This is a genomic window from Legionella santicrucis (assembly GCF_001468135.1).
GTDB lineage: Bacteria > Pseudomonadota > Gammaproteobacteria > Legionellales > Legionellaceae > Legionella > Legionella santicrucis.
Map to the genome: position 1 here is coordinate 210312 of NZ_LNYU01000032.1, position 25572 is coordinate 235883.

Consider the following 25572-nt stretch of genomic DNA (forward strand, 5'->3'; position numbering starts at 1 on the left):
AATCCTTAGATTATTTCTCAACAACTTTCGGTGATGCTTCATTACTGGGTTGTAGTTGATTATTGATTACGACCTGACTGCCATTTTTAAGCTTCAATTGACCACTAGTCACTATAACATCTCCTTTGTGCAAACCTTTTAACACTGCAATTTGATCCCCACGTGTATCACCAACCGTGACAAAAACTTGTTTCACCACAAGAATTGGTTGATTTTTATTGTCCTTTTTTCCACTGTCTTTAACCACGTAAACAATGTCTCCATATGGATTAAACGTAATTGCTGACTGTGGTATCGTAAGATAACTTTGTTTGTTTCCTACATCCACCTCGACTCGTGTAAACATCCCCGGCTTTAATTTGCAACCAGGATTAGGAAAAGTAGCCTCAACCTCTACGTTACGAGTTGCACTATCCACAATAGGTTCAATCGTAGTAATAGTTCCTTGAAAAACTTGATTTGCAAAAGTATCGGTAACCATGTTGACTTTCTGTCCTGACCTGAGTCGAGCTAATGCTTGCTGCGGTAAATAGAAATCCGCATAAATAACATCTAAAGCTTGTAAACTCACTACAGTATCACCTACATTAAGATATTGCCCGGGGTTAACGTTTCTAACACCTAATTGTCCTGAAAAAGGTGCGCGTATGGTTTTCTTTTCTACGGTTGCTGCTTGTTCTTCAACTTGAGCCTGCAAATTTCGCAGGCTCCACTCATCAGTATCTAGCGTTTGTTTACTTACGGCATGCACGGCATATTGAGCCTTATCGCGTTTGTAAGTAATTTTTGCTAATTCAACTTGTGCTTGCAATGAATGCAATAACCCCAATTCGGTCCCTGCATTTAATTGCACTAAAACAGCCCCCTTTTGCACAGCAGAACCAGGTCTAAAATAGATTTTTTGCACCATACCAGCAAGTTCCGTCGTCACATTAACCCCAAGAACAGCGCGTAGACTGCCTACTGCTTTTAGGGTAGGTTGCCATAAAGAAGGCTCAACCTTCATGGTTGAAACAGTAACTGCAGGCGCTTGGGACTGAGAAAGATATTTTTTCAGCATATAGCCACTAAAGACTTTCCAGCCAAAAATAAGGCTAAAAAGAATACCCACAGCTATTAGCATAATGATCATTTGTTTTTTTAAGAAAATCTCTTTCATCATAGACACTCTTTGACACACCAAGGTTTATGCCACCAGCCGCCCCCCAAAGCTTGGAATAATGCTGCCGTATCGTTATAACGAGTAGCTTGAGCTTGAATACGACTAATACGCGTCTGTTGGTATTGCTGTTGTGCGTTTAATAAATTGATATAACTGACTGCACCTAAACGATATTGCTTGAGAGTCAGATTAAGAGATGCTCGAGCAGCATCTTCAGCTCTTATTTGAGCTTGCAATGTACGCGCATCTATCTCCAACCCTCTTAAAACATCGGCCACATTCTGGAATGCTTGTAACACAATCTGTTGATACTGTGCTGCCGTTTGTTGATAAGCAGCAATTGCTGCGCGCCGTTGTGCAAGCAATGCTCCCCCATGAAATAAAGGTTGCAGCACCATGCCGGTTGCCGTCCACACATTATTTCTTGCAGTATAGAGATTTGACCAGGAAGTATTAAGCCATCCCTCGTTGGCGCTAATAGTAAACTGTGGAAATAAATTTGCTGTAGCAACACCCACTTGCGCGCAAGCCGCATGCAACAAAGCCTCAGAAGCACGTACATCGGGACGTTGACGAACAAGATTTGAAGGCAAACTTATAGGTAATTCTGTAGGCAAGTTTAAACGATCTAAACGAATAGTAGGTAAAGGCCCATCTGGAAATGCGCCTACTAGGGTAGATAATGCATGCTTCGCCTGCGATAAGCTTTTTTGTAACGGAGGTAAAGTTGCTTTTGATTGTTCCAATAAAGTTTGTTGGGTTAACACATTTTCTTTTGAAACACCCCCTAACCGATATTGCTTGTTTAATAAGTTAAGAACTCCTTGTTCTGCCTGAATCAATTCGATAGTTGCTTCAATTTGTGCTTGATAAGATGCAACTGCTATGGCAGTGGTCACTATATTAGAGGTTAATGTGAGATAAGCCGCAATGACTTCAAATTGTTGATAATCCACTTGTGCTCGCAATGCTTCGATTTGTCGTCGCGCACCACCAAAAACATCCAAGGTATAGGATAAATTAAACGAAGTATAATAAAGGCTAAAAGTAACACTCTCCGAGGGAATACCGATTTGTACCCCTGAATAACGTTGTCGTTGTATCGAATCAGTAACATCAATTGCAGGCCACATTGAATTCCCTATTTGCTCTTTTAAATTTTCCTGAGCCTGGCGTAATGCTGCAGAAGCGGCGGCTAAAGTGGGGCTGTTGGCTAAACCCGTGTGTATTAACTGATTGATTTCAGAAGAACGATAAAGCTCCCACCACAAAAGTGGAATGTCTTTATTGGTAATAAATGCTTGCTCTTGACCTCCTGATCCGGCAGTTTTTACCGTTTTATCGGGTAAGGGGTTTTCGGTATAGTCTTTGACCTTTGGTGGTGCAGGAGAATGAAAATTTGGGCCTACCATACAAGAAGTATGAAGAAAAGCACTCAGAAGCACACTACTTAACATTCTTGTACGATATCTAGAACTGAACACTAATTACAATCCCTTGCCAATCATGTAAAATTAATGACTAATTTAACATGAATTAGAATGAGTTGACAGTTTCAGATTTTGTTTTGGTCTTCTTACTCATCAAATTAATTTAAGCAAACAATAATTGAGCAACTAACAAACATGTAGTATAATTATCAATCTTTGGATGGCAATATACTTAATGCTTTTTCCTCAAATTTAAGGTGAAAACCACCTGGCTTAAAATAGCTTTTAATGTTAACAATTAAGGACCAAACATGCCTGCTGTAAAAATTACTGGAATGGGGCGTTATTTACCTAGAAACAAAGTTCTTTCTACAGAATTAGATACAAAACTCAATTTACCAAAAGGAAGTGTGCAAAAGAAATCTGGCCTCATTTCACGTCATTTTGTTTCTCCCGATGAAACAACCTCCTATATGGGAGCACAAGCCGCACTCTCTGCGGTACACCAATCAAATATTAAATTAGCCGATATTGATGCCATCATCAGCGCCTGTGGTGTAGGCGAGCAAGCAATTCCTTGTACTTCAGTATTAATCCAAAAACAATTGGGATTGGAACAATCGGGAATTGCATGTTTCGATATAAACAGTACCTGCTTAAGCTTCGTGAGTGCCTTAGATATTGCTTCCTATTTAATCGCGGGCGGTCGATTTAATCGTATTCTTATTGTTTCCAGTGATATTGCTTCAGCTGGACTCAATTGGCAAGATATGGAAACCTGCACCATTTTTGGTGATGGAGCAGCTGCATGTGTGCTTGAAAAAAGTGATGGTGATAGTCGAATTTTATCGTCACATCACGAAACGCATAGTATTGGTTCTACCATCTGTCAAATAGAAGCCGGAGGAACTCGCTTACCAGCAAAAGACCCTCTTAAAAATAGAGAACAGGGTTTATTTCATATGGAAGGCAAAAGAGTATTCAAATTAGCTTCCAAGTTATTAGATAGCCTCATGGATAACTTATTAAATAAAGCTAATTTAAAAATGCAAGATATTGATTGGTTTATTCCGCATCAAGCAAGCTTACTTGCCATGCATCACATACAAAAAAGGCTGAATATTCCTCCTGAAAAATTTGTGTCCATTTACCCCTATCATGGGAATCAAATTGCCGCCTCTATCCCTACAGCTTTATCTACTCTCATTGATACAAATCAATTACGCCGTGGACAATTAGTGTTGTTATTGGGTACAGGGGCTGGTTTAGCAGCTGGTGGCGTGATTTTGGAGTATTAAGATGATTTGTGTCGTTACGGGAGCAACGGGTTGTCTTGGAATAAATTTAACCAAGCGCTTAATTGAAGAAGGGCACGAAGTGATTGCATTGGGACGTAATGAAGAACTGGGCAAAGTCATTACCAAGCTAGGAGCTCAATTTATTGCCCTGGATTTAGCCGATAAAACCAAATTAAAAAATACTGCACTAAATGCCCAAACCATTTTTCATTGTGCCGCACTTTCCAGTCCCTGGGGTCGTTATAAAGATTTTTACGCAGCCAATGTAGCAGGGACACAACATATCATAGAAGCAACTCCAGAAAATGCGCGATTAGTATATGTTTCTTCACCCAGTATCTATTTTAATTTCACGGAACAATACAACATCAAAGAAGATATGGCATTACCCCCAAAACCTGCTAATTATTATGTAAAAACTAAATTACTCGCAGAAGCTATAGTGGATAAAGCCTACCAAGAAAAAAATATAAATGTGATTACTTTGCGCCCGCGCGCTATTTTTGGTCCTTATGATCGAGCAATTTTTCCTCGCCTATTAAAGAATGAAAAAAAAGGCTTCTTACCTATTATTGGTGATGGAAAAAATGTGATCGACATTACTTACGTTGAAAATGTTGTAGAAAGCTTACTCTTAGCTGCTCACGCAGACCAAAAGTTTTGTGGTAAAAAATACAATATAACCAATAATGAGCCCCAAACACTTCTCAACATTCTGACGCAATTGTTTCATGCATTACAAAAACCATTTATACCTAAATTTATCCCTTATTCAGTTGCAAAAATATATGCTGCCTGCATGGAAAAAGCCTTTAGCCTACCCTTTATTACCAAAGAGCCTCGCTTAACCCAATACAGTGCAGCAGTTTTATCTTTGGGACAAACTTTAAATATTGAAGCAGCTCAAAAAGATTTGGGTTACCAACCCAAAATAAATATTGAGCAAGGCATTGAGCGTTTTGCCCACTGGTATCAAACATCATGATCGAATATCAATTATTTGAAGCAGGTTTTTGTAGACACTGCGAACGAATGACATTAAAAAATGGCCGCTTGAAACAATGCGAATATCCAGCAATCTGTGCTTTAATAAAACACCCTAAACAAGGTTATATTTTATTCGATACAGGTTACAGCAACCGATTTTATGAGCTTACTCAAAAATTTCCATTTTCGCTTTATAGACGCCTAACTCCTGTGACATTAAAAAAATCGCTGAAACAACAATTAGAAGAAAACAATATTTCGGCCTCTGAGATCAAAGCAATTGTGATTTCACATTTCCATGCAGATCATATAGGAGGCTTAAACGATTTTCCTAATGCCCAATTTTTCTGCCATGCAGATGCTATAAACAATATATCCAATAAAAAAGGCATTAAAGCATTAATCCAAGGATTTTTACCTGGATTGCTCCCCAAAGATTTTTATGAACGTCTTGTGGTTTTAAAAAATGAAGTACAACTTGAATCCAGTTTAGCCCCTTTTACAAAAGGTTTTGATCTTTTTGACGACAAGCACCTGATTGCTATTCCTTTACCTGGGCATGCTAAAGGACAAATTGGTTTGTATTTCAAAAGCCCTCGATTCCACGCTCCAGAACTAAATACTCAAGAAGTCTTCTTAGTTGCAGACAGTTGCTGGCATCAAGAAGCATTTAAGAAATTTATATTTCCCAGCAATCTCACTTACTTAATTCATGACAATAAAGAAGCTTATCAACAGACCATAAGAAATTTACACCTACTTTTTAAAAAAAATAAAACAATAGATATTATTCCTTCTCATTGTCAACACATACGTAACCGCATTTTGGAAAAACAATAATGATTTTTAGACTTCTTTATTATTATTTTAAAACTCAATATCTTCAAAAATATTTTAAATCACGTGAACAATTATCTGCCTACCAAGAAAAAAAGTTCAAAAATTTAGTAAAAACAACCCTATATAAATCCCCTTTTTATCAACCTTATCTGGATAAACCATTTGCTGAATGGCCTATTATTAATAAAAAAATAATGATGGAACATTTTGATGATATAAATACTCAAAAAATAAAAAAAGACCAGGCCTTAGCGTTAGCATTAAATGCAGAACATACACGTGACTTTTCTGCTTTAATTAATAATATTGCCGTTGGACTTTCCTCTGGAACTTCAGGAAATCGCGGATTATTTCTTGTCAGTGCCAAGGAACGTGATGCCTGGGCTGGCATTTTAATGGCCAAAACCTTACCTAAAGGACTAAAGAAAAAAGAGCGTATTGCTTTCTTCCTCAGAGCAAATAACAAGCTGTATACAAATCTGAATAAAAATAAAAAAATTCAATTTCACTTTTTTGATTTATTTGAAAATTTTGAAAATCATTTAGATCCGCTGAACAAACTACAACCTACTATTTTATCCGCCCCAACCTCTGTATTATTGGCCTTAGCTAGAAAAAAGCATTGTTTATCCATTAATCCTGAAAAAATATTCGCCGTAGCTGAAGTTTTAGAGCCCAGTGATGAACTCGTTATAAGTAACGCATTTAATTGCCGAGTATCCCAAGTATATCAGTGTACAGAAGGCTTTTTAGCAATTAGCAATAAAGAGAGTAATCATTTATTGATGAATGAAGAATATTTAATTATTGAAAAAGAATGGTTAGATGATAGGCGGTTTGTGCCTATTATTACCGACTTATTGCGCACTACACAGCCAATAATTCGGTATCGTTTAGACGATGTTTTGATTGAAGAAAAATCAGAGGGTATATTTACTCGATTAGCAGGAATTGAAGGTCGGGAAGGCGATATCTGTTATGCAACCCAAGGAAACAAAGTGTTTCCTATTTTTGCAGATCTCATTCGTCAGAAAATGGCCTCATTTCCATTCGAATTTGATGATTACAGTATCAAACAACATAAACTGAATCAATTTACCATTCAAATCACTCCTGATTTATCAGATAAAAATGCATTAATTGATCATTTAAATGAACTTTTTCAGGCACAAAACTATGATCTACCCACATGGCAATGGCAGCCCTATATACCCAAAGAATTAGGGACAAAGAATCGTAGGATCCAAGCAATGCCAGGGATAGTTACTTTTGAGAATCAAATCTGATTTTCCATAAAGGGATATCATCAATAATTGCCTGAGCATCAGGGCATTGATTTAAATGGTTTCGTCATGTTCGCAAAAGCGGAAATCCATTTCTATATGAACATTGATCCTGCATCAAAAATGGAACACCGCTTTCGCTATGTAAGCAACCAACTATCGAGATCCGGAACAGTTAAGTATTAACCGCCCCCAGGATGATAGAAATTTATTGTGCTGCTCTTTGTATGTCTTTACCTACATGAGACACATCTTTACCAAATCCGTTGACCGTTCCACAAGCACTCAAAAATCCAAGTGTTGTCAAAACAATACCCATCATCACTATTCTTTTTAATATATCCATGATTTTCCTCTCTTACTTTTTATTAGTGCCTACTTAAATTATTCTAGTCCATATTTTATAAACTTAGAAACCCATAAATTTTTTCATTATCAATAAGTCGGTTGATCCTTAATGTTTTTCTTTTAAAAAGTTGATAAAGTACAAGACCTGATATAAAAAGGGATTTAAATGTGCGCATAACCTTCATCATCAGTCTATTAAGTGCGTTAACAGTAACGGGCTGCTCTTTATTTGGTGAAATACAGGCCAAGACAAAACCCATTAAAACGGATAATTTATCCGTGGAACATATTTATAAAATTCCTAAAAATAAATCAATACCTTATCTTAAACATTTTAATGATCCTCAACTAAATCAACTTATTTCCGTAGCGCTTGTTGATGCTCCTAATATACATAGTGCTAAAGCACGTGTTGAGCGTGCGCAACAGCTTGCAAAAATGGCCTATTCAACACTTTGGCCAACAATGAACCTTGATGGGTCTTTAGAAAAAGCTTACTTTCCTATACATGGAACCATCCCTCCTGATCTACGCCCTCTCCTAACCAGAATCAACCAAGCAAACATTGCAGATATTGGTTTCAACTTTAATTATGAACTTGATTTCTGGGGAAAAAACAGGGAAAACTTAGCAAGCAAAATCAGTGAATCCTTTGCTGCACAAATGGATCTGGCTGAAACTCGACTGGTGGTGAGTGCTGCAGTTGCAACAACTTATTTTGAACTACAAAATAATATTACCCAGCAACGTTTAGCAAAAGAAAATGTGCGCTTATTAAAACAACTTGCAGACATCATTTTAGATCGTGAAAAACAGGGCATCACATCGAATATCCCAGTAAAAACTGCATTAGCAAATTACCAAACAGCCATACTCTCTGTAGAAAATTTCAAACGAGCAGAGATGCAATCACGCCATCAGCTGGCTGTATTAATGGGAAAAAATCCTTTTTCCACTCAAGTGGATGTCACCACTTTTGTATATGACCAAAAGCAACTGACTCTCCCCAAAATAATTCCTGCAAATATTCTTGCCCAACGACCTGATATTGCTTCGGCACGCGCAATTACAGAATCCGCAGCACATCAAATAAATGTCGCTAAAACTGCATTTTTTCCTAATATAAATTTGAAGGGTTTATTAAGCGTACAAAGCGTTTATTTTAGTAAGGCTTTTAATATATGGTTTGAAAATGACAATGCCAGTGCTGCTGTTGATTTACCTATTTTTGATGCGGGAGCTCGGCGAGCAAATCTTGGCGTAAGCTATACACAATACGAACTTGCAGTAAATCAATATAATCAAACAATTTTAAATTCCTTACAACAAGTTAGTGATCAATTATCTACCTTAAAAACGCTTAAAACACAAATTGCTGCACAAAATCAAGCATTCAATACTACAGAATCCAATTACAAACTATTCCAAGCACGTTATACTCAAGGAATTATTGATTACCCCCAACTTATTGAACTAAAACAATTATTAATACAGCAAAAAGCGACGTTACAACAGTTACAGACCCGTCAGAAACAAGCTTTTATAGCCTTATTAACAGCTTTAGGTGGAGAGCTTTAGATCATGGCTGAAAACAAAGAAACTGAAACTAGAAAAGAAGGGACGACTCCAGAAACCTTACATAAACGTAAAATCGCCATGCTAATACTCGGCGGCGTCTTTTTGCTTATTGCTTTGATATGGCTTATCTATTGGTTGATTTGGGGACAATTTGAACTTTACACTGATGATGCATATGTCAACGGCAATATGGTACAGCTCATGCCGCAAGTAGCTGGTACTGTAATTGAAATAGATACTGATGAAACTCAATTAGTTATTGAAGGACAAACTATAATTAAATTGGATTCCGCTGATTATAGAGTCGCATTACAAAAAGCTAAAGCAGATTTAGCTCAAACTGTCCGCCAAGTTCGCCAGTATTTTGAAAATGCAGCTGAGGCACGACAAAAAGTAATTTTGGATAAAGCCAATTTAGTTCAAGCCCAGCTCGATTTGCAACGTCGACAAGGATTAATGGGTAATCGCGCCGTATCACGCGAAGAAATGCAACACTATAAAACTGCTTTGGAAGCAGCCCAGGCAACCTATGATCTTTCGTTGCATCACTTAGACGCAGCACTTGCCTTAGTCGAAAACTCGCAACTCTATACTCATCCGCTTGTAGAAGCTGCCAAAGCAAATTTAAAAAAGGCTTATCTGGACTTACAAAGAACAATCATTAAAGCCCCCATTACAGGTTATGTTGCTAAACGCAGTGTTCAGCCTGGCCAACAAGTCTCAATGAACTCTGTTATGTTAGCAATTATCCCACTTGACGATACATGGATTGATGCAAATTACAAAGAATCCGCACTTAATGATATCCGCATCGGTCAACCCGTTACTATTTATGCTGATGCCTATCCTGGAATTACATATCATGGCAAAATTGTTGGATTAAATGCAGGCACAGGTTCAGCCTTTGCGTTATTGCCACCACAAAATGCAACCGGAAACTGGATTAAAATCGTACAAAGACTTCCTGTTCGCATTAGTTTAAATTCCGATGAATTGAAAAAGAACCCGTTACAATTAGGGTTGTCTATGCGCGTTACTATTGATATCCACAATTTAAAGGGAAGTAGACTCCCTAAAAAATCAGAACCCGCATTGAAATTTCAAACAAAAGTTTACAAAAAACAATTAGCAGAAGTGGAACCTCTTATTAACGACATTTTGCAAACAAACTCCCCAGATATGTTTTTACACAGGAGCAAATCATAATGACTGATCTACCACCTCTTACTGGCAGTAGATTGATCTTAATGACAGTTTCATTGTCTTTAGCAATTTTTATGAATGTCTTAGATATTTCTATTGCTAATGTAGCCATTCCAACTATTGCAGGAGATCTAGGAGTAAGTCCTGATAATGGCACTTGGGTTATCACCTCATTTGCAGTCAGTCAAGCCATTATGCTACCCCTTACAGGGTGGCTAGCAAAACGGTTTGGCGAAGTACGTCTTTTTGTTTTTTCCACCGCATTATTTACAGTCGCTTCCGTACTCTGCGGATTATCAATGAATTTAGGGATGCTGGTTTTTTTTCGAGTAATTCAAGGTGCTGTTTCAGGACCTATGATTCCATTATCTCAAAGTATCTTACTTGCTAATTATCCGCCAGAAAAAAGAGGGTTGGCGACCGGTATATGGGCTATGACTGCTGTTGTAGGCCCAATATTTGGCCCCATTATGGGCGGAATCATCACGGACAATTATACTTGGCCATGGATTTTTTACATTAACGTACCCGTTGGAATTTTTTCTGTTATCTTCACTATGATAACACTTAGTGGTAGAGAAACCCCTATCTCTAAATTACCCATTGATTATATTGGTTTATTGTTATTAACCATTGGTATTGGGTGTTTGCAAGTTTTATTAGATAAAGGATACGATTCAGACTGGTTTCACTCTAATTTTATTATTACTTTAGCAATTATCTCCACAGTCACACTAAGCTTTTTAATTATTTGGCTTCTCACTCAAAATAATCCAATTATCGATTTACGTTTATTTACCCAGCGAAATTTTGCAATAGGAACGATCAGTCTTACTTTGGGCTTTCTTGTTTATTTTGCCACGGTGGTTATTTTCCCATTATGGCTACAAACGCAAATGGGCTATACCCCAACTTGGGCAGGTCTTGCAGTTGCTCCAGTAGGAGTTTTACCCTTTTTTTTAACCCCTATTGTTGGCAATTACATGGGTAAATTTGATTTACGCATTATTATCAGCATTGGTTTTATTGTATTTACACTCACTTCGATGTGGCAGTCTACTTTTTACACAGGTATGGGTTTTATTCAATTAATTGAACCTCGATTCCTTCAAGGTATTGGACTTGCATTTTTCTTTACACCATTAATTGCTTTAATTTTAGCTGAGCTCCCTCCCGAACGACTAGCCAGTGCTCTTGGACTTGCTAATTTCTGTCGCATCTTAGGTAGTAGTTTTGGCACATCAATCAGTCTCACTCTGTGGAACAATAGAGAAGCATTACACCAAAGTCAGCTTGTTGAACAAATAACTGCATATAATCCTTTAGTTCAGAAAACTACAGAACAACTGCATACGCTAGGCATATCAGGCATAAAAAGCTTTGGAGTTCTCTACACAACTGTCATAAACCAAGCCTATATGTTAGCTACCAACGATATTTTTAGACTTGCAGCCTGGATTTTCATATTTTTACTCATCATCATTTGGTTCGCAAAACCAACTTTTGCCAGTGCATCAAAAGGCTTTGCAGCGGAATAGTTTAATGATTGTTTTATACTCAAGACTTCCCTATAATTTGCCCCGACTTTAACAATAAAAATAAAAAGGTGCTCCGAAATGAAAAAATGGATGGTACTGGCAGCAAGCTTAATGATGAGCAATGTACACGCAGAACAATCTTGGTGCGGTTATAAAGATTATTTTCGTATCTACAGTGCATCTCACCCTGGTGTCGTTATTACACGTGGATATAGTGATCAAGATGTACTGTTGCAAATATTAGGTCCTCATAGCTTTGAGATCACTGACTCTTATCAATGTCACGCTGGCTATGCTCTAGTGACTGTTGGTGATGAGCAAAACAACTGGTGTGTCCTCGATATAAAAGATGGCCCATTAATAAATCATCCCGTAGTTCACTCTTCTTGCAATGGATTGCGTTATGTTAGTACTCAATATGATGGTTTTAATACTTATTCGTATACGATTTATCTTGACTAGAAGGATAAGCTTTACCGTGTGGGTGAAGTCAAATCAGCAATAAGTTCAGCACTCTTGCTTTGAGTTTTGTTTTCATCCACTCATGGTCTTTATGTAAATTAATTACCGTTTTTTTGGCGTATGAGAAAGAGCAAGGGCAGTCTTTCTTTCTCCCATATCCAAAGACCAACCGCCCCCTAGAGCTTTAATTAATTGCACACTAGCAATTTGACGACGTGTACGTATATTGACTAATGAAAGTTCTGATTGCAATGCTATATTCTCCACAATCACCACTTGCAGAAAAGTAATTAATCCCCCTTTATATCGATATATCTCCTGATTCCAAGCTCTTATAGCAGCACGAGTTGCAGCTTCTTGAGTGTGAATTTCTTTATCTAACTGGTGCATTGCTATAAGACTATCCTCTACATCTTGGAAAGCAGTGAGAACTGTTTGCCGATACTGCGCCACTGTTTCAAAATATTGGGCTTTAGCTTGATTTAACAATCCACGTAAGCGACCCCCATCAAAGAGTGTTTGTTGCACTATAGGTTGGGATAATGTGAATAAGCTAAAGGGCCCAAGAGACCAAAAGAGACTGGGTTTCGAAAAAAGATTTGAAAAACTTTGACTTTGAAAACCACCTGTACCCGTTAAGCTAATCACAGGAAAAAAAGCAGCCCGTGCTACACCAATAGTAGCATTCGCAGCTTGTACACGTGATTCTGCTGCCACAATATCAGGTCTGCGCTCTAAAAGAGTTGAAGGCAAATTAGGGCTAATTGCAAGTAAACTCTTTGGAAGTTTACCTGGAGCTATTGAAAACTCGCTTGGTATTTGTCCTACTAAAACCGCAATCGCATGTTCTAATTGAGCTCGTTGTAATCGTATGTCTGCGGCCAATGTTTTCGCATTTTCTAATTGTGTTTCAGCTTCATCAACATTCGCAATAGGCGAAGCCCCGCCTTGATATCGCTGTTTCGTTAAATAAAGGGCTTTCTGATACGCAATAACTGTCGTATCCAAGATACGTTGTGCTTCATCACTTCCTCGTAATGCAAAATAATTATTTGTAAGTTCGGCCTGCAAACTCAAACGGACTGAGGCCATATCGGATGCACTAGCCTGAGCAAGGCTTTCGCTTGCCTTAACTGCGTTACGAATACTTCCCCAGGCATCAACCTCATAAGTAAGATACCCGCCGACTAAAACGTTATTGAAAAGAGATTGTTTCGCAGGATTTGCTATAGTGTTTGATGTTTGCTCTCTATTTCCATTTAATAAGCCTTGAACATTAGGATAAAAATTGGAACGAGCAATTTGAACTATAGAAATCGCCTCTTGAAAACGGGCATAAGCCAGCTTTAAATCTTGGTTTGCTAAATTCAGCTGTTTTTGTAAATCATTTAAAACGGGATCATGAAAAGCTTCCCACCAAGCATTCGGAGCTATCAATTTAGGTGTTGATTTAATTTCTATCCATTGCCCCGGTTCTTTAAAATGTTCTGGAATAGGCATCGCAGGTCGCTGATAATTTGGGGCTAAGGAGCAACCTGCTAACGCCAAAACAAATACACCTAGACTCATCAATCTATTCATGAAACAACCCGTACCGTTTCTCCATTGATAATCCCATCCGGAGGATTCAGTATAATTCGATCACCAGGCATAACACCTGTTGCGATTTCAATCTTAGAACCAAAATCACGACGAACAGTTATGGACTTGAGCATCACTGTATTGTCTTTATCTAAAGCAGCCACTTGTAATCCCTGAGCACGAAAAAGTAAGGTATTCACTGGGAGAATCACTGTATTAGGTGGAACATCCAAACGAAACAATACTTCAGTATAACCTCCAGGCAATAGCTCCCCTTTTTTGTTTTTAGTTGTAAATTGAGCCAATAAAGTACGCGTTTTAGGGTCGATAGCATGGGCTGTTTCAAATAATTTAGCAGAAAATGTCTGTTTTGGATGCTCTGCAAAATGCAACTTTACCGCCATATCAGGCTTAATACGGGCTGAGTAATATTGAGGAATTTTTACATAAATCCGTAGAGGACTCGTCTGAGCAATGCGAAATAAAGGTTGCGCAGTAGTACTACTTCCTGCATCAATAAGATCACCTATGTCCGTTGCACGATCTGTAATCACCCCATCAAATGGGGCTATAACACGCTCGAAACCAACTAACTCTTGCAAGCGCTGAAGATTAGCCTGCGCTGCATACACGGCAGCCTCTTGTGCAGCAGCTATACTCACTTTTTCATCAGTTTCTTGTTGTGATACAGACTCCGTTTTTACCAAATGAAGCCAACGTTTTGCGGTAATTTGTGCGATTTTATTATTAGCAATTGCAACCTTCAAATCAGCTCTTGCCTGACGTTCTTGTGCATCAAGCTCAGGAGTTTCTATTACTGCAAGCAGATCTCCTGTTTTAACACGACTGCCAATATCTACATACCATTGTTTCACATACCCATTCGTGCGGGCATAGATAGGTGACTCATGCCAAGCTTGAACATTACCGGGTAAAACAATTCGGTCCATGCCTTTTTCTTGTTCCGCCGTCATCACCCTTACCACAGGTACAGCGTCAGCTCTAGTCTCATTACGCAAACGAATAGACGCATAAACACGAAAAAAAATAATAAGAAGTAGAATCAATAAAAACACAGCCAGAGCGATAACTAATCGCGTATGCCTATGCTTATGTAAATGGGAGTGAATTGTTTTAAGCATGCTCTTTCCTTTGCTTTTTCCTCAAATTACGCTCGTGAATTACATAAAAAACAGTAGGGACAAAAAAAAGCGTTGCTAGGGTAGCAAATGATAAACCACCAATTACTGCTCGTCCTAATGGCGCATTCTGCTCGCCTCCATCTCCCAATCCTAACGCCATGGGAAACATACCAATAATCATCGCTAAAGCAGTCATCATCACGGGTCTTAAACGCGTCTTCCCTGCTTCAAGAGCAGCTTGCATTGGATTATTTTCTGTAGCCAAATGATCCCTGGCAAAGCTAATAATAAGAATACTATTTGCCGTTGCAACCCCCATACACATAATTGCACCAGTCAAAGCAGGCACACTTAATGGGGTATGAGTCATAAATAACATCCAACTAATTCCTGCAATTGCAGCAGGTAATGCGGTGATAATAATAAAAGGATCTGTCCATGATTGAAAATTAATTACAATTAATAAATAAACCAATAAAATTGAGAAAGCCAACCCCCAATAAAGTCCACTGAACGCATGCTCTTTAGTATCAATTTGACCACGAATAACTACTGACGATCCTTTAGGAACATCCTTTTTAGTTTGATCAATAACTTTCTCAATATCACTTGCTACTGAACCCAAATCTCTATCTTGTATTGTTGCAAAAATATCAATTACTGGCTGCACATTGTAATGTGATTCAACAACTGAAGTCCATGTACGTTTCAGTGTGGCAAAAGCACCTAAAATTTGCAATTGACTCGGCACGGTTAAACTTCCAATAGGAATATTACGTAAATCGTTTAATGAAGTCATTACATATTGGGGTGCCTGAGTCACAATAGGGTAAGAAACTCCATTTCGAGGATCCAACCAAAATGTGGGCGTCGTTTGAAAACTACCCGACAATGTTACCAACAAATCAGAAGCAACATCGTATTGAGTAAATCCTAGTTCACGAGCCAAGCTACGATCCACGTCAACAAAAAACTCAGGATAATTATTTTTTTGTCTTATCCGTCCATCAACGAGGCCTGGAATCAATTTTAGTTGATTTAATAATTTATTGGCATATTCAGCATTTTCCTTTTTCTTTAAACCAATCACCTGGATATTGATCGGAGAAGGTAAACCAAAATTAATAATTTGATTGACAATATCTGCAGGTAAAAAAGCAAAGGTTACTGATGGAAAATGTTCTCGTAAAATCGATCTGAGTTGATGCACATAATCGGAACTTGGACGATGTCCTTCTTTTAGCGAAATTAAAATATCAGCATCTTCTGGTCCATTCGTCGCCGAATTACTGTACGATAAATTAATTCCACTTGTAGGTAAACCTATATTATCAACAATACTTCCTAAGTCTTTAGGAGGAATTACTTGACGAATAAGCGTATCAATATTGTCTACAGTCCGTGCAGTTTCTTCTACCCGCGTCCCTGTTGGCGCACTAATATGTAACTTAATTTGCCCCGCATCCACATCAGGAAAAAAATTCGAACCCAACCATGGCCATAGCAATACTATTGAAACCCCAACAAATCCTAAAAAGCAGGTAATAAAAATTTTAGCATTATTTAATACCCAGGAAAGCGCATCAAAGTATCGAGAACGCAAAAGTGCAAACTTTTCTTCAAATCTTCCATGGACACGCTCCAGAAGACTTTTCTTTTTTTCTTCTTCAACATTGAGCTCATGCTTGCGTAACCAATATTTCGCTAAGGTAGCAACAAGAGTACGTGATAATATATAAGACATAAGCATCGCAAAAATAACGGCCTCAGCTAAAGGTACAAATAAATATTGCGCAACCCCACCAAGAAAAAACATGGGCACAAAAACAATACAAATACATAAAGTTGATACAAGCGCAGGTATTGCAATTTGTTTTGCTCCATCTAGAATAGCTTGTTCTACTTCTTTGCCTTGTTCCAAATTCCAGTTAATGTTTTCAATAGCTACTGTAGCATCATCCACTAAAATACCCACGGCTAGAGCTAGTCCCCCTAAGGTCATAATATTTATTGTTTCGCCCAATGCAGAAAGAATAGTTATCGAAGTAATAATCGATAAAGGAATTGACAAAGTGATGATCAAAGTACTACGCAGGCTCCCTAAAAAGAGCAGAATCATTAACCCTGTTAATGCAGCAGCGATTACTCCTTCTGTAATTACCCCGCGAATAGCAGCGGTGACAAAAATGGATTGATCGGCAAAATAAGACAATTGAAGTCCATCAGGTAACATATTCTTTATTTTAGGAATCATACCCTTAACACGACTGACAATATCCAGTGTTGATGCATTTCCAGTTTTTTCTATAGACATCATTACCGCCCTATGTCCATCTACTCTAACAATATTCGTTTGTGGTGCGAAGCCATCACGCACATGGCCTACATCACGAATATACAACACACGACCAGGTGTCGTTTTAACGGGCACATCATTTAATTCAACTGCAACAAGAGGACTACCATTGAGTTTAACAATATATTCATAATCACCTATTTTTTGCGTACCTGCAGGAATAATGAGGTTTTGGGCGAGTATTGCCTCATTTACCTCTTTGGCGGAAATACCATAAGTTTGCATAGCTTGTGTATCCAGATCGACCATGATTTGTCGAATTTTACCGCCATAAGGATAAGGCAGTGATGCACCTTGAACTGTTGCAAGCTGAGTACGAATGAAATTATTTCCTATATCATTTAACTTCTGCTCAGGAATCGTTGAACTCGATAACACAAGTTGTAATACAGGGACAGTCGATGCCTTATAGCTTAAAATTAAGGGGGGTAAAGTCCCCGGCGGCAAGTTACGTAATATAGTTTGAGCGATTGCAGTGACTTGGCTTAAAGCTATATCTACATTCACCCCTTTTTGAAAATACAATTTAACAACGCTCACACCAATCAACGATTGAGATTCGATGTGTTCAATATCATTAACAGTAGTAGTGACCGCACGTTCGAAAACGCTAGTAATACGATCGCCCATTTCATCAGGAGGTAATCCAGTGTAAGTCCATACCACACTCACAACTGGAATATTGATATCAGGAAAAATATCTGTGGGGGTACGCATAATTGCTAAAGGCCCAATAATAAGAAGCATAAGAGCCATAACAATAAACGTGTAAGGTCGCGAGAGAGCAATCCATACAATCCACATAAATATCCATACTGCTAAATTAAAAGAGAAGGCATTATAGCAATGAAACAGATCAAATTTTAAGAATAAAATGAATAAAAATTATCAATTAATTACTTTTGCAATAATTTTGTTTTTCCCGTCTTTTTTAGCTTGATAGAGCGTACGATCTGCAGCTGTAATCACTGTTTGGAGATCCAATGATTGAAATGAAGAAATACAGATCACTCCCATACTCAAAGTAACATTTTTATGTTGATTGTTATTATCAAATCTATTTTGTAAAGCGCCGCAAAAATACATGACATCAGTAAGTAACATATTTGATAAAATTAAAGCAAACTCATCGCCACCTAGACGAAAAATAATATCATTAGCACGTTTTGCAGATTTTTTTAGTGAACTTGCTACATAAACTAAAAAATCGTCCCCTGAAGGATGGCCAAAAGTATCATTGATGTATTTAAAATTATCGATATCAATAAGTACTAAGTTTATAGCATACTGGTTACGTTGTGCTTTTTTTAATTCATTATAAAAAATCATATCAAAATAACGTCTATTATATAAACCAGTCAACGAATCAGTAATTGACATCGCCCTAGCCTCACCAATAGATTTTTCCAGCTTGAGGTTTGAAACCTTTAATTCTTTAATTAATATGTCTTTTTCTCTATCCAATTTGAAGGTAGCATGGAGCAATCGAGAGTTTACTCTTGCCGTCATACATATCAATATCAAAAACATAGAATACAAAACTCCAGTAATTACCATATCTGGATTCAACGAATAAAAATCATAAATAATGATGGGTACAAACATAGGCAACACATACGCATAAAAAGCAGCAAGATAAATTGCTAATGCAGCTATTCCACCAGCAGACATACCTCCTAGCACAAGAGCAAGAATCGTTTGTTGTGCACTATTGATAATGGGTAAAAAAATAAAAAATGCCGCCCCCCAAGTTAAGCCGTTAAGAAAAATAAAAACGAGGAAAAGAAAACGTGTTAACTCAAAATGCTCCTGATAGTATTTTTTTGCAATAATTATTTGATTAAAAATCAAGCGAAATAGGGTGAGAAAAAAAATCGCTCCGAACCAAGAAAATACTATATTATTGGGCACATGATGATAAAAAAAGTCAAGACTCAGTAAGCCCGCACCAATAATATTAAAAGGAATAGAGATTAAGGTTCCATTCAGTAATAGCAAAAAACCCTCTACTCCTATTTCATTTTGAGTTTTTTGTTTCATAGGATATCAGTTAAAACTTTTGGGTATAATTAAATTATAGTCAATTATTCATTTAAGCTCGATGACTTGGCCACATTGAACAAAACCAAGGAAGCCATAGGATTGGGCATCGGGTAATTTGCCATCATTATAATGATATAACCAACACTTCGCTTTAATCTCAGGATCAAGTGCATCTAACTGATTAAAATGGGCATGTACTCCACTTGGTACCTCTAGCGTCTCACAATCGTGAAAAATCAATGTTGCTTCCTGATAATATTTTTTAAAGCGATCGGGTGTAAATTGTGTGTCACTAGTAATAAAAAAATTTTTGTTATGGTGCTGTATGTATAAACCATAACTTGGCATTAATTTCTTATTAGAATGAATATGTACTGTTTTAATTAAATTCAAATGCAATCCTTCCCATTGAAAAATCTGATCGTCACTTACAGTATTCACCCTAAAATAATCATTCAAGGTGGCTTCTTTTTCATTAAGCGTTTTTAAACCACCACTGAGAGAATGACTCCATAATAGATGGACTAAATGTTCATGTATAATTAGCTGAGGTGCCTTGCTCTCCACTGCGAATTTACGTTGAAATGCAAGCCACTCTAAACCACCAATGTGATCGGCATGCAAATGACTGATATAAACTGCATCAATATCTTGAGAAATATAATGGGCCCGAGATAATGAAAAACGAATGTCAGTGCCACAATCTATTAATAGTTTTTTACCTTTATCAGTGAGAAGAAGCATATTTGATTGAAAATTTTTAGAATCCGTTCCTAAACCACTACCAGCTCCTAAGAATAATAGTTTCATGAATAAATCCCTGAGTGAAGTTAAAACTCGAGTCTGAGTTCTAAAAATTCCTTATTAAATATACTTCTTATTTTAATAACCCTTCTTATTTTAGAATAGCATTTAAAATCAGTTATTAGAAATAGCTCAATTAATATAAATAAGCTATTCTCAACGTAAGTTGATAAAACTTTAGCGTAAAATGCAAATAACAAGGCTCAATCTTAAAAATACCTATCTTTTAAAGTGTTTTTTCTTTTTTCTGACTCTTTCACTGTTGGGTCTAATAATAAGTTTATTTGCACTAAAACATATAGCGGTACAAGAAGCTCTTGACGCCGATGAACGTTACCAATCCTATCTAATCGCTGATAGTCTTCGTCAAAGTTCTGATGACTTAACGGATATGGTGAGACTTTATGTGATGACTGGAGAGAAGAAGTATCGTGATTATTATAATGAAATTCTATCAATTCGAGATGGAAAATCACCTAGACCATTAGATTACGATGAGATTTATTGGGATTTAGTTATTGACAATAAACGCCCCCAGCCTTATGGCGAAAAACAATCTATAGCCGCGATGATGCTAGAGCATAATTTTACCCTGAGAGAGTTTGCCATGCTGACTGAAGTGGAACACAGAAGTAATGAGCTAGTAAAGTTAGAAATTAAAGCGATGAATATGGTTGAAGGAAAATATCCAGATAAGGATGGGAATTATACTATAATTGGAAAGCCTAATCCTAAACTAGCCCAAAGCCTAGTTTTTAGTGATGAATACGCACAAGCCAAGATGGGCATTATGAAGCCACTTCATTCTTTTTTTACTCATGTTGAACACCGAACGTTACTCACTAATGAAAAAATTGATATGAAAATGTCACGAATTATTTTTTTAACACTTATCTTCACATTTTTATCAACAATACTCATGATTTTCTTTATTATTCATGCACTAAAATCTATTTCCAGAGTTAATGATGAAAATGATTTATTACTATTAAATATTTTGCCCGAACCAATTGCGTCACGCTTGAAAATGGGCGAGGTAGATATTGCGGATGAGTTTTCCCAAGCCAGTGTCATGTTTGCAGACATTATCAATTTCACTCAGCTAACAGAACAATTAGGCGCTAAAAAAACTGTAAATATTTTAAACCGCCTGTTTGCAGAATTTGATAACCTCACTGAAAAATATCATGTTGAAAAGGTAAAAACTATAGGTGATAACTATATGGCTGTATCAGGTGTTCCTGAGCAAACTACAAGACATGCAATCAATATAGCAAACTATGCCCTAGCTATTCTGGAAAGAATGATGTCCTTTAATCAAGAAAATAAGATGCAACTCCAATTTCGCATCGGTATTACTTATGGTACTGTGATTGCAGGTGTGATTGGACATAAAAAATTTGTTTATGACATATGGGGTAATGTAGTCAATTTAGCAAGCCGATTGGAAGAAACGTCCCTTCCTAATAAAATTCATATTTCAGAAAAAATGGCATTTATGCTTGAGGATGAATTCATTATGGAACCAAGAGGAACCATAGAAATGAAAGGAATCGGTACCCTAAAAACCTTCTTCCTACTCGGGAAAAAAGAACTATAGCGCAATGAATGCACATCAGACTATTGAGGGAACGGTATCAGGGATAACTTGATTTTTATATGGAATTTACGCTAATTATTGACACTTGGGGCATATTCCATAAATGTTTAAAGCATGGTCCGTCATCTGAAAATGAGCTCTATCTGCGATAGTTTTTTGTCTTTCTTCTATTATTTCATCAACAAACTCTTCCACACTACCACATTTAATACAGACCAAATGGTCATGATGCTCACCCTGACTCAATTCGAATACTGAATGCCCCCCTTCAAAATTGTGGCGAGTAACTAATCCTGCGGCTTCAAATTGCGTTAATACACGATAAACTGTGGCAAGCCCAACATCCTCTCCTGTCTCTAGCAATGCTTTGTAAACTCCTTCTGCACTTAAATGATGATTGGGAGATTGCTCTAAGATTTGTAATACTTTTAAACGTGGCAAAGTAATTTTTAATCCAGCATTTTTTAGCTGTCTACTTTCTTCCATTAGTGCTCCTCAATGCAATGAAGTTGTCTTCACTATGCAGGTGTGTTTCATTAACTGACGTGCTATTATGGCGAAATTTTTCATGATAGGCAAAAAAATGAGAATAATAATTTTTCTACTTGGAATTGTATGTACTTTAACCCTAACTCAATGTACCTCGTTTGACCTTTCTCGACGGGTAGTACAACAAGGGAACCTACTACCCAAAGCAACTCTTGACCGTTTAAAAATAGGAATGAGCAAAAATGAAGTAGCTCTATTATTGGGAACAAGCTTATTGAGTCCTGTATTTAATCATGATCGCTGGGATTATGCATATACTTGGCGTAGGGGACATGGGCCTATTACTATGTCAACTGTGAGCTTATATTTTCATAATGGCAGACTGACTCGTATAGAGCGGGACAAACTCAATCCAGGTGTAGGTATAGCTCTCGCACACCCAGACATCAATCAAGAATAAATGATATAAACATTTACGCCAAATGCATCTAAAGGCTGCATTTGGCGCAGGTTACGTGGAAATAACACTTCAAAAGCCTCACATACTGATGCATGCCCCCGTTTCTTCAGTATCATTTCCACATAACCTGCACTCAAATCCATCTTTTCACTAAGAGGCAAGCATTCCCCTGTACAAATACTAAATAAATTTCCCCTTCTAGTGGGCTTTTTGCATGTGTAAAACACAAAATCTGTTGCATCCTAAGATTACGATTTGTTTTTTTCCGAAAGAACATTCGCCTTTTTTCGTCGGCTTTCTTTAGGATCTAAAATCAACGGTCTGTATATTTCTATCCTGTCTCCTTCTTTAAGCACCTGCTCTAAAGAAACTTGTTTTGAAAAGATACCCACTGGAAAACTACGTGTTTCAGGATAAATTAAGTATATTTCTGATGCATGAATCGCATCAGAAACTGTTGCCCCTAGTTTGAGATCAAGTGCCCTATGTATAACAGCCTTTGTTAAAGGCACATAAACTACCTCAACCTTTATCATAAATTGTTTTTGCTCGCTCACAGAAAGAATCTACCATTTTATCAGTTACTTGCTCAAATACTGGACCAAGAAGCATAGAAAACATTCGTCCGGCGAATTCAAACTCCAAGTCAAAAGAAACTTTACAACCCTCTTCTACTTCATCAAAACGCCAAAAGCCTTCTAAATGACTGAATGGGCCATCAACAAGACGAATTTCTATCATTTTATTAATTTGGAGCCTGTTACGTGTAGTAAACGATTTACTCATTCCAGCAGCACCAATCACTAAAGTTGCCTGCACTTCATCTTCATCACGATGATGCACTAAACTTTCTGAACAATAAGGTAAAAACTCAGCATAACGCTCTACTTCATTCACCAAAGCAAACATTTGCTCACAAGTATAATTAACAGTACGTGATTTCTTCACTATGGGCATTATGCTTCTCCCGCAACTTGTTTTAACCAAAAGCTAAGATCTTTAATTTCTTCGAAACACACCGAATGTTCCATAGGATATTTATAATAAGAAATATTTTTATACCCTTTATCCAATAGCCAGTCTTTACTCAATTCAGTCCATTGAGGCAAGACAAGAGGATCATATTGACCAGAACCTATAAAAAAAGGCGTACTTTTATCAAGTTTTGGCCTATTATGTGCAGCTAAAGGCAAATAAGCAGACAAAGCAATTACTCCAGCTAACTGAGCTGGAGTATGAAGAGCTGTATGTAACGCCATAGCTCCTCCTTGTGAAAAACCAGCTAAAAAAATCTGATTGTACGAAAAACCCGCATTTAATTGCTCGTCTATAACCTTACGAACCAGCAATTCAGATTGCTCGATTCCTTTCTGATCTTCTCTATCAATTAACTTCATACCCATAATATCATACCATGCAGGCATAACCATTCCACCATTAAGCGTGACTGGACGCTGAGGCGCATTGATAAATATATGGCGTAACACTATATCAGTAACTGTTAATTGATCTACTAAGCCCATCATATCGGAAGCATCCGCACCTAATCCATGCATCCAAATAACACATGCTTGAGCATGATCTTCAGACTCATTTATAAACTCACTCAAAACCAATCCCCTGATATAAAAAGTCAAATTATCGCTAATGCATAAGCACAGTGCAAGTTATACCCTTTAAAATACTCTGTTCAAAAAAGATGGTTTAGTAAGAAAATTTGCTGTTTATGCACAAAACAAGACCAATCTATATTATTATTACTTGAACTTTTACTTCAATAAGTGGTAAATACTCTTCTACTCATAATTAATAACTCATTTTTAATGAAACGACTACACTTTGTATTGATAGTTGGCATCACCTTAATTATATCTGGTTGTGGACAAAAAGGACCACTCTATTTACCAGAAGCAACAAGAAATGCCTCGAGCAAGTAATTTTCAATAGGAAAAATAATGACCATTAGATTTACCAAAATGCATGGACTAGGCAATGATTTCATAGTGATTGATGGCATTAATCAAAATATCAACCTCACCTCGCAACAAATAGCAGTAATGGCTCAGCGTAATACTGGGATTGGTTTTGATCAATGCTTGCTTATTGAATCCAGTCAGCAAGAAGGAATTGACTTTAATTATCGAATTTTTAATGCTGATGGTCAGGAAGTAGGGCAATGTGGAAATGGAGCACGATGTTTGGCCTTATTTGTCAAGCATTATGGTTTAACAAATAAAAGCCACTTAACAGTTGCCACTAAAACCACAAAAATGGATTTGTATATTAATGCAGATCAGAGCGTACGTGTAGATATGGGCATTCCTAAATTAGCACCAAGAAACATTCCGCTTCTGGCTCAAGAACAATCTGAAAAATACGCTGTAGCACTTTCAAACAATGAAACCCTTTACCTACATGCTCTAAGCGTTGGTAACCCTCATGCTGTTTTATTAGTTCAAGAGATACAAACAGCTCCTGTACTCACTTTAGGCAAACAAATTAGTCTTCATCCGTGTTTTCCCGAACAAGCAAATGTCGGATTTATGCAAATTGTAAATCCGCAGCACATTAAATTACGAGTCTTTGAACGGGGCTGCGGCGAAACGCAAGCGTGTGGCAGTGGAGCTGTTGCAGCCGCTGCAGTAGGATGTTTATATTACAAGCTGGATAAACAAATAAAGGTAACTTTGCCTGGTGGTGATTTACTCATTGATTGGCCTGAATTTAATAAGCCAATTTGCTTAACCGGCCCTGCTGTTTTTGTTTATGAAGGCACATTATTTTAAACACTCAGTCTCTTACTGTTTTAATCTCAATAATACTTTGCCCAGGATATAAAAACATCTGCATATAATTTGCCAATCACGACAAAAACCATTCGATACAAGACAATAAATTTATCCTATATCGAGGCAAAATTAACACACGTATTGAATTTTTTTTACAAAGAGTTATGCTGAATGAAGGC

Annotated in this window: 25 protein-coding genes; 12 read left to right on the plus strand and 13 right to left on the minus strand. The window is 37.3% G+C overall.

Annotated elements, in window-relative coordinates:
- Positions 1-10: 10 nt before the first annotated feature.
- The gene (locus Lsan_RS08510; RefSeq protein ID WP_058514042.1) at positions 11-1159 is read right to left on the minus strand and encodes an efflux RND transporter periplasmic adaptor subunit; all 1149 of its coding nucleotides are present in this window, start codon (positions 1157-1159) and stop codon (positions 11-13) included.
- Entirely contained in the window at positions 1159-2646 is a 1488-nt protein-coding gene (locus tag Lsan_RS08515; protein ID WP_237762074.1) for an efflux transporter outer membrane subunit, read from the minus strand. The genes Lsan_RS08510 and Lsan_RS08515 overlap by 1 nt, the downstream gene beginning before the upstream one ends.
- Before the next feature lie 257 nt (positions 2647-2903).
- On the opposite strand from Lsan_RS08515, the gene Lsan_RS08520 reads away from it, so the two are divergent.
- The 4 genes from Lsan_RS08520 to Lsan_RS08535 are packed head-to-tail and all read left to right on the plus strand — an operon-like array spanning position 2904 to position 7003.
- A complete protein-coding gene (locus Lsan_RS08520) occupies positions 2904-3890 on the plus strand; it encodes a beta-ketoacyl-ACP synthase III (protein ID WP_058513997.1) in 987 nt (328 codons plus the stop codon).
- Between the two features lies 1 nt (position 3891).
- Positions 3892-4875, plus strand: a complete 984-nt coding sequence (locus tag Lsan_RS08525) for an NAD-dependent epimerase/dehydratase family protein (RefSeq protein ID WP_058513998.1) — start codon at positions 3892-3894, stop codon at positions 4873-4875.
- On the plus strand, positions 4872-5717 hold the full coding sequence (locus Lsan_RS08530; RefSeq protein ID WP_133134205.1) for an MBL fold metallo-hydrolase: 846 nt from the start codon (positions 4872-4874) through the stop codon (positions 5715-5717). Before Lsan_RS08525 ends, Lsan_RS08530 begins: the two co-directional genes overlap by 4 nt.
- On the plus strand, positions 5717-7003 hold the full coding sequence (locus Lsan_RS08535) for a F390 synthetase-related protein (protein WP_058514000.1): 1287 nt from the start codon (positions 5717-5719) through the stop codon (positions 7001-7003). Before Lsan_RS08530 ends, Lsan_RS08535 begins: the two co-directional genes overlap by 1 nt.
- 205 nt (positions 7004-7208) lie before the next feature.
- Here the strand turns inward: Lsan_RS08535 and Lsan_RS08540 are convergent, their stop codons facing one another.
- Positions 7209-7346, minus strand: a complete 138-nt coding sequence (locus Lsan_RS08540) for an entericidin A/B family lipoprotein (protein WP_058514001.1) — start codon at positions 7344-7346, stop codon at positions 7209-7211.
- 170 nt (positions 7347-7516) lie between these two features.
- Here Lsan_RS08540 and Lsan_RS08545 point away from each other — a divergent pair, with 170 nt between their 5' ends.
- The 4 genes from Lsan_RS08545 (at position 7517) to Lsan_RS08560 (ending at position 12129) form a co-directional block, all read left to right on the plus strand.
- Positions 7517-8926, plus strand: coding sequence for an efflux transporter outer membrane subunit (locus tag Lsan_RS08545; RefSeq protein ID WP_058514002.1), 1410 nt, complete (start codon positions 7517-7519; stop codon positions 8924-8926).
- A gap of 3 nt (positions 8927-8929) precedes the next feature.
- Positions 8930-10132 (plus strand): HlyD/EmrA/EmrK family protein, encoded by a 1203-nt coding sequence (locus tag Lsan_RS08550; protein ID WP_058514003.1) that lies wholly within the window; start codon positions 8930-8932, stop codon positions 10130-10132.
- Complete coding sequence (locus Lsan_RS08555; RefSeq protein ID WP_058514004.1) at positions 10132-11667, plus strand: DHA2 family efflux MFS transporter permease subunit; 1536 nt, start codon at positions 10132-10134, stop codon at positions 11665-11667. The genes Lsan_RS08550 and Lsan_RS08555 overlap by 1 nt, the downstream gene beginning before the upstream one ends.
- 78 nt (positions 11668-11745) lie before the next feature.
- Positions 11746-12129, plus strand: coding sequence for a hypothetical protein (locus Lsan_RS08560; protein WP_058514005.1), 384 nt, complete (start codon positions 11746-11748; stop codon positions 12127-12129).
- A 102-nt stretch (positions 12130-12231) separates the two neighbouring features.
- Here the strand turns inward: Lsan_RS08560 and Lsan_RS08565 are convergent, their stop codons facing one another.
- The 5 genes from Lsan_RS08565 to Lsan_RS08585 all read right to left on the minus strand — a co-directional run bounded on the left by Lsan_RS08565 (position 12232) and on the right by Lsan_RS08585 (position 20061).
- Positions 12232-13710 carry an efflux transporter outer membrane subunit gene (locus tag Lsan_RS08565; RefSeq protein ID WP_058514006.1) on the minus strand — a complete coding sequence of 493 codons (1479 nt, stop codon included), beginning with the start codon at positions 13708-13710 and terminating at the stop codon, positions 12232-12234.
- The gene (locus Lsan_RS08570; protein ID WP_058514007.1) at positions 13707-14852 is read right to left on the minus strand and encodes an efflux RND transporter periplasmic adaptor subunit; all 1146 of its coding nucleotides are present in this window, start codon (positions 14850-14852) and stop codon (positions 13707-13709) included. The genes Lsan_RS08565 and Lsan_RS08570 overlap by 4 nt, the downstream gene beginning before the upstream one ends.
- Entirely contained in the window at positions 14845-18012 is a 3168-nt protein-coding gene (locus Lsan_RS08575; protein ID WP_058514008.1) for an efflux RND transporter permease subunit, read from the minus strand. The genes Lsan_RS08570 and Lsan_RS08575 overlap by 8 nt, the downstream gene beginning before the upstream one ends.
- An 84-nt stretch (positions 18013-18096) precedes the next feature.
- A complete protein-coding gene (locus tag Lsan_RS22930) occupies positions 18097-19248 on the minus strand; it encodes a GGDEF domain-containing protein (protein WP_065236290.1) in 1152 nt (383 codons plus the stop codon).
- Positions 19249-19296: 48 nt separating this feature from the next.
- Positions 19297-20061, minus strand: coding sequence for an MBL fold metallo-hydrolase (locus tag Lsan_RS08585; protein WP_058514009.1), 765 nt, complete (start codon positions 20059-20061; stop codon positions 19297-19299).
- Between the two features lie 181 nt (positions 20062-20242).
- On the opposite strand from Lsan_RS08585, the gene Lsan_RS08590 reads away from it, so the two are divergent.
- Complete coding sequence (locus Lsan_RS08590; RefSeq protein WP_058514010.1) at positions 20243-21655, plus strand: adenylate/guanylate cyclase domain-containing protein; 1413 nt, start codon at positions 20243-20245, stop codon at positions 21653-21655.
- Between the two features lie 75 nt (positions 21656-21730).
- On the opposite strand, the gene fur is transcribed toward Lsan_RS08590, so the two are convergent.
- On the minus strand, positions 21731-22141 hold the full coding sequence (gene fur / locus Lsan_RS08595; protein ID WP_058514011.1) for a ferric iron uptake transcriptional regulator: 411 nt from the start codon (positions 22139-22141) through the stop codon (positions 21731-21733).
- A 97-nt stretch (positions 22142-22238) separates the two neighbouring features.
- Here fur and Lsan_RS08600 point away from each other — a divergent pair, with 97 nt between their 5' ends.
- A complete protein-coding gene (locus Lsan_RS08600; protein WP_237762075.1) occupies positions 22239-22604 on the plus strand; it encodes an outer membrane protein assembly factor BamE in 366 nt (121 codons plus the stop codon).
- Here the strand turns inward: Lsan_RS08600 and Lsan_RS22020 are convergent.
- The 4 genes from Lsan_RS22020 to Lsan_RS08615 all read right to left on the minus strand — a co-directional run bounded on the left by Lsan_RS22020 (position 22595) and on the right by Lsan_RS08615 (position 24214).
- On the minus strand, positions 22595-22765 hold the full coding sequence (locus Lsan_RS22020) for a hypothetical protein (protein ID WP_157068291.1): 171 nt from the start codon (positions 22763-22765) through the stop codon (positions 22595-22597). The genes Lsan_RS08600 and Lsan_RS22020 overlap by 10 nt on opposite strands.
- Before the next feature lie 87 nt (positions 22766-22852).
- Positions 22853-23140: an RnfH family protein gene (locus Lsan_RS08605; protein ID WP_058514013.1), complete on the minus strand. Its 288-nt coding sequence runs from the start codon at positions 23138-23140 to the stop codon at positions 22853-22855.
- Positions 23127-23561, minus strand: coding sequence for a type II toxin-antitoxin system RatA family toxin (locus tag Lsan_RS08610; protein WP_058514014.1), 435 nt, complete (start codon positions 23559-23561; stop codon positions 23127-23129). The genes Lsan_RS08605 and Lsan_RS08610 overlap by 14 nt, the downstream gene beginning before the upstream one ends.
- Positions 23561-24214, minus strand: coding sequence for an alpha/beta hydrolase (locus Lsan_RS08615; protein ID WP_083505104.1), 654 nt, complete (start codon positions 24212-24214; stop codon positions 23561-23563). Before Lsan_RS08615 ends, Lsan_RS08610 begins: the two co-directional genes overlap by 1 nt.
- Positions 24215-24427: 213 nt before the next feature.
- Here Lsan_RS08615 and lptM point away from each other — a divergent pair, with 213 nt between their 5' ends.
- Positions 24428-24541, plus strand: a complete 114-nt coding sequence (gene lptM, locus Lsan_RS21515; RefSeq protein ID WP_083505105.1) for an LPS translocon maturation chaperone LptM — start codon at positions 24428-24430, stop codon at positions 24539-24541.
- A gap of 18 nt (positions 24542-24559) precedes the next feature.
- Entirely contained in the window at positions 24560-25390 is an 831-nt protein-coding gene (gene dapF / locus Lsan_RS08620; RefSeq protein WP_058514015.1) for a diaminopimelate epimerase, read from the plus strand.
- Positions 25391-25572: the final 182 nt, after the last annotated feature.

Bases quoted from the DNA above. Each gene is read 5' to 3' on its own strand.
- Lsan_RS08510 (WP_058514042.1), bottom strand. From the start codon at position 1,159: ATGAAAGAGATTTTCTTAAAAAAACAAATGATCATTATGCTAATAGCT.
- Lsan_RS08520 (WP_058513997.1), top strand. From the start codon at position 2,904: ATGCCTGCTGTAAAAATTACTGGAATGGGGCGTTATTTACCTAGAAAC.
- Lsan_RS08525 (WP_058513998.1), top strand. From the start codon at position 3,892: ATGATTTGTGTCGTTACGGGAGCAACGGGTTGTCTTGGAATAAATTTA.
- Lsan_RS08530 (WP_133134205.1), top strand. From the start codon at position 4,872: ATGATCGAATATCAATTATTTGAAGCAGGTTTTTGTAGACACTGCGAA.
- Lsan_RS08535 (WP_058514000.1), top strand. From the start codon at position 5,717: ATGATTTTTAGACTTCTTTATTATTATTTTAAAACTCAATATCTTCAA.
- Lsan_RS08540 (WP_058514001.1), bottom strand. From the start codon at position 7,346: ATGGATATATTAAAAAGAATAGTGATGATGGGTATTGTTTTGACAACA.
- Lsan_RS08550 (WP_058514003.1), top strand. From the start codon at position 8,930: ATGGCTGAAAACAAAGAAACTGAAACTAGAAAAGAAGGGACGACTCCA.
- Lsan_RS08555 (WP_058514004.1), top strand. From the start codon at position 10,132: ATGACTGATCTACCACCTCTTACTGGCAGTAGATTGATCTTAATGACA.
- Lsan_RS08560 (WP_058514005.1), top strand. From the start codon at position 11,746: ATGAAAAAATGGATGGTACTGGCAGCAAGCTTAATGATGAGCAATGTA.
- Lsan_RS08565 (WP_058514006.1), bottom strand. From the start codon at position 13,710: ATGAATAGATTGATGAGTCTAGGTGTATTTGTTTTGGCGTTAGCAGGT.
- Lsan_RS08570 (WP_058514007.1), bottom strand. From the start codon at position 14,852: ATGCTTAAAACAATTCACTCCCATTTACATAAGCATAGGCATACGCGA.
- Lsan_RS08575 (WP_058514008.1), bottom strand. From the start codon at position 18,012: ATGTGGATTGTATGGATTGCTCTCTCGCGACCTTACACGTTTATTGTT.
- Lsan_RS22930 (WP_065236290.1), bottom strand. From the start codon at position 19,248: ATGAAACAAAAAACTCAAAATGAAATAGGAGTAGAGGGTTTTTTGCTA.
- Lsan_RS08585 (WP_058514009.1), bottom strand. From the start codon at position 20,061: ATGAAACTATTATTCTTAGGAGCTGGTAGTGGTTTAGGAACGGATTCT.
- Lsan_RS08590 (WP_058514010.1), top strand. From the start codon at position 20,243: ATGCAAATAACAAGGCTCAATCTTAAAAATACCTATCTTTTAAAGTGT.
- fur (WP_058514011.1), bottom strand. From the start codon at position 22,141: ATGGAAGAAAGTAGACAGCTAAAAAATGCTGGATTAAAAATTACTTTG.
- Lsan_RS08600 (WP_237762075.1), top strand. From the start codon at position 22,239: ATGAGAATAATAATTTTTCTACTTGGAATTGTATGTACTTTAACCCTA.
- Lsan_RS08605 (WP_058514013.1), bottom strand. From the start codon at position 23,140: ATGATAAAGGTTGAGGTAGTTTATGTGCCTTTAACAAAGGCTGTTATA.
- Lsan_RS08610 (WP_058514014.1), bottom strand. From the start codon at position 23,561: ATGCCCATAGTGAAGAAATCACGTACTGTTAATTATACTTGTGAGCAA.
- lptM (WP_083505105.1), top strand. From the start codon at position 24,428: ATGAAACGACTACACTTTGTATTGATAGTTGGCATCACCTTAATTATA.
- dapF (WP_058514015.1), top strand. From the start codon at position 24,560: ATGACCATTAGATTTACCAAAATGCATGGACTAGGCAATGATTTCATA.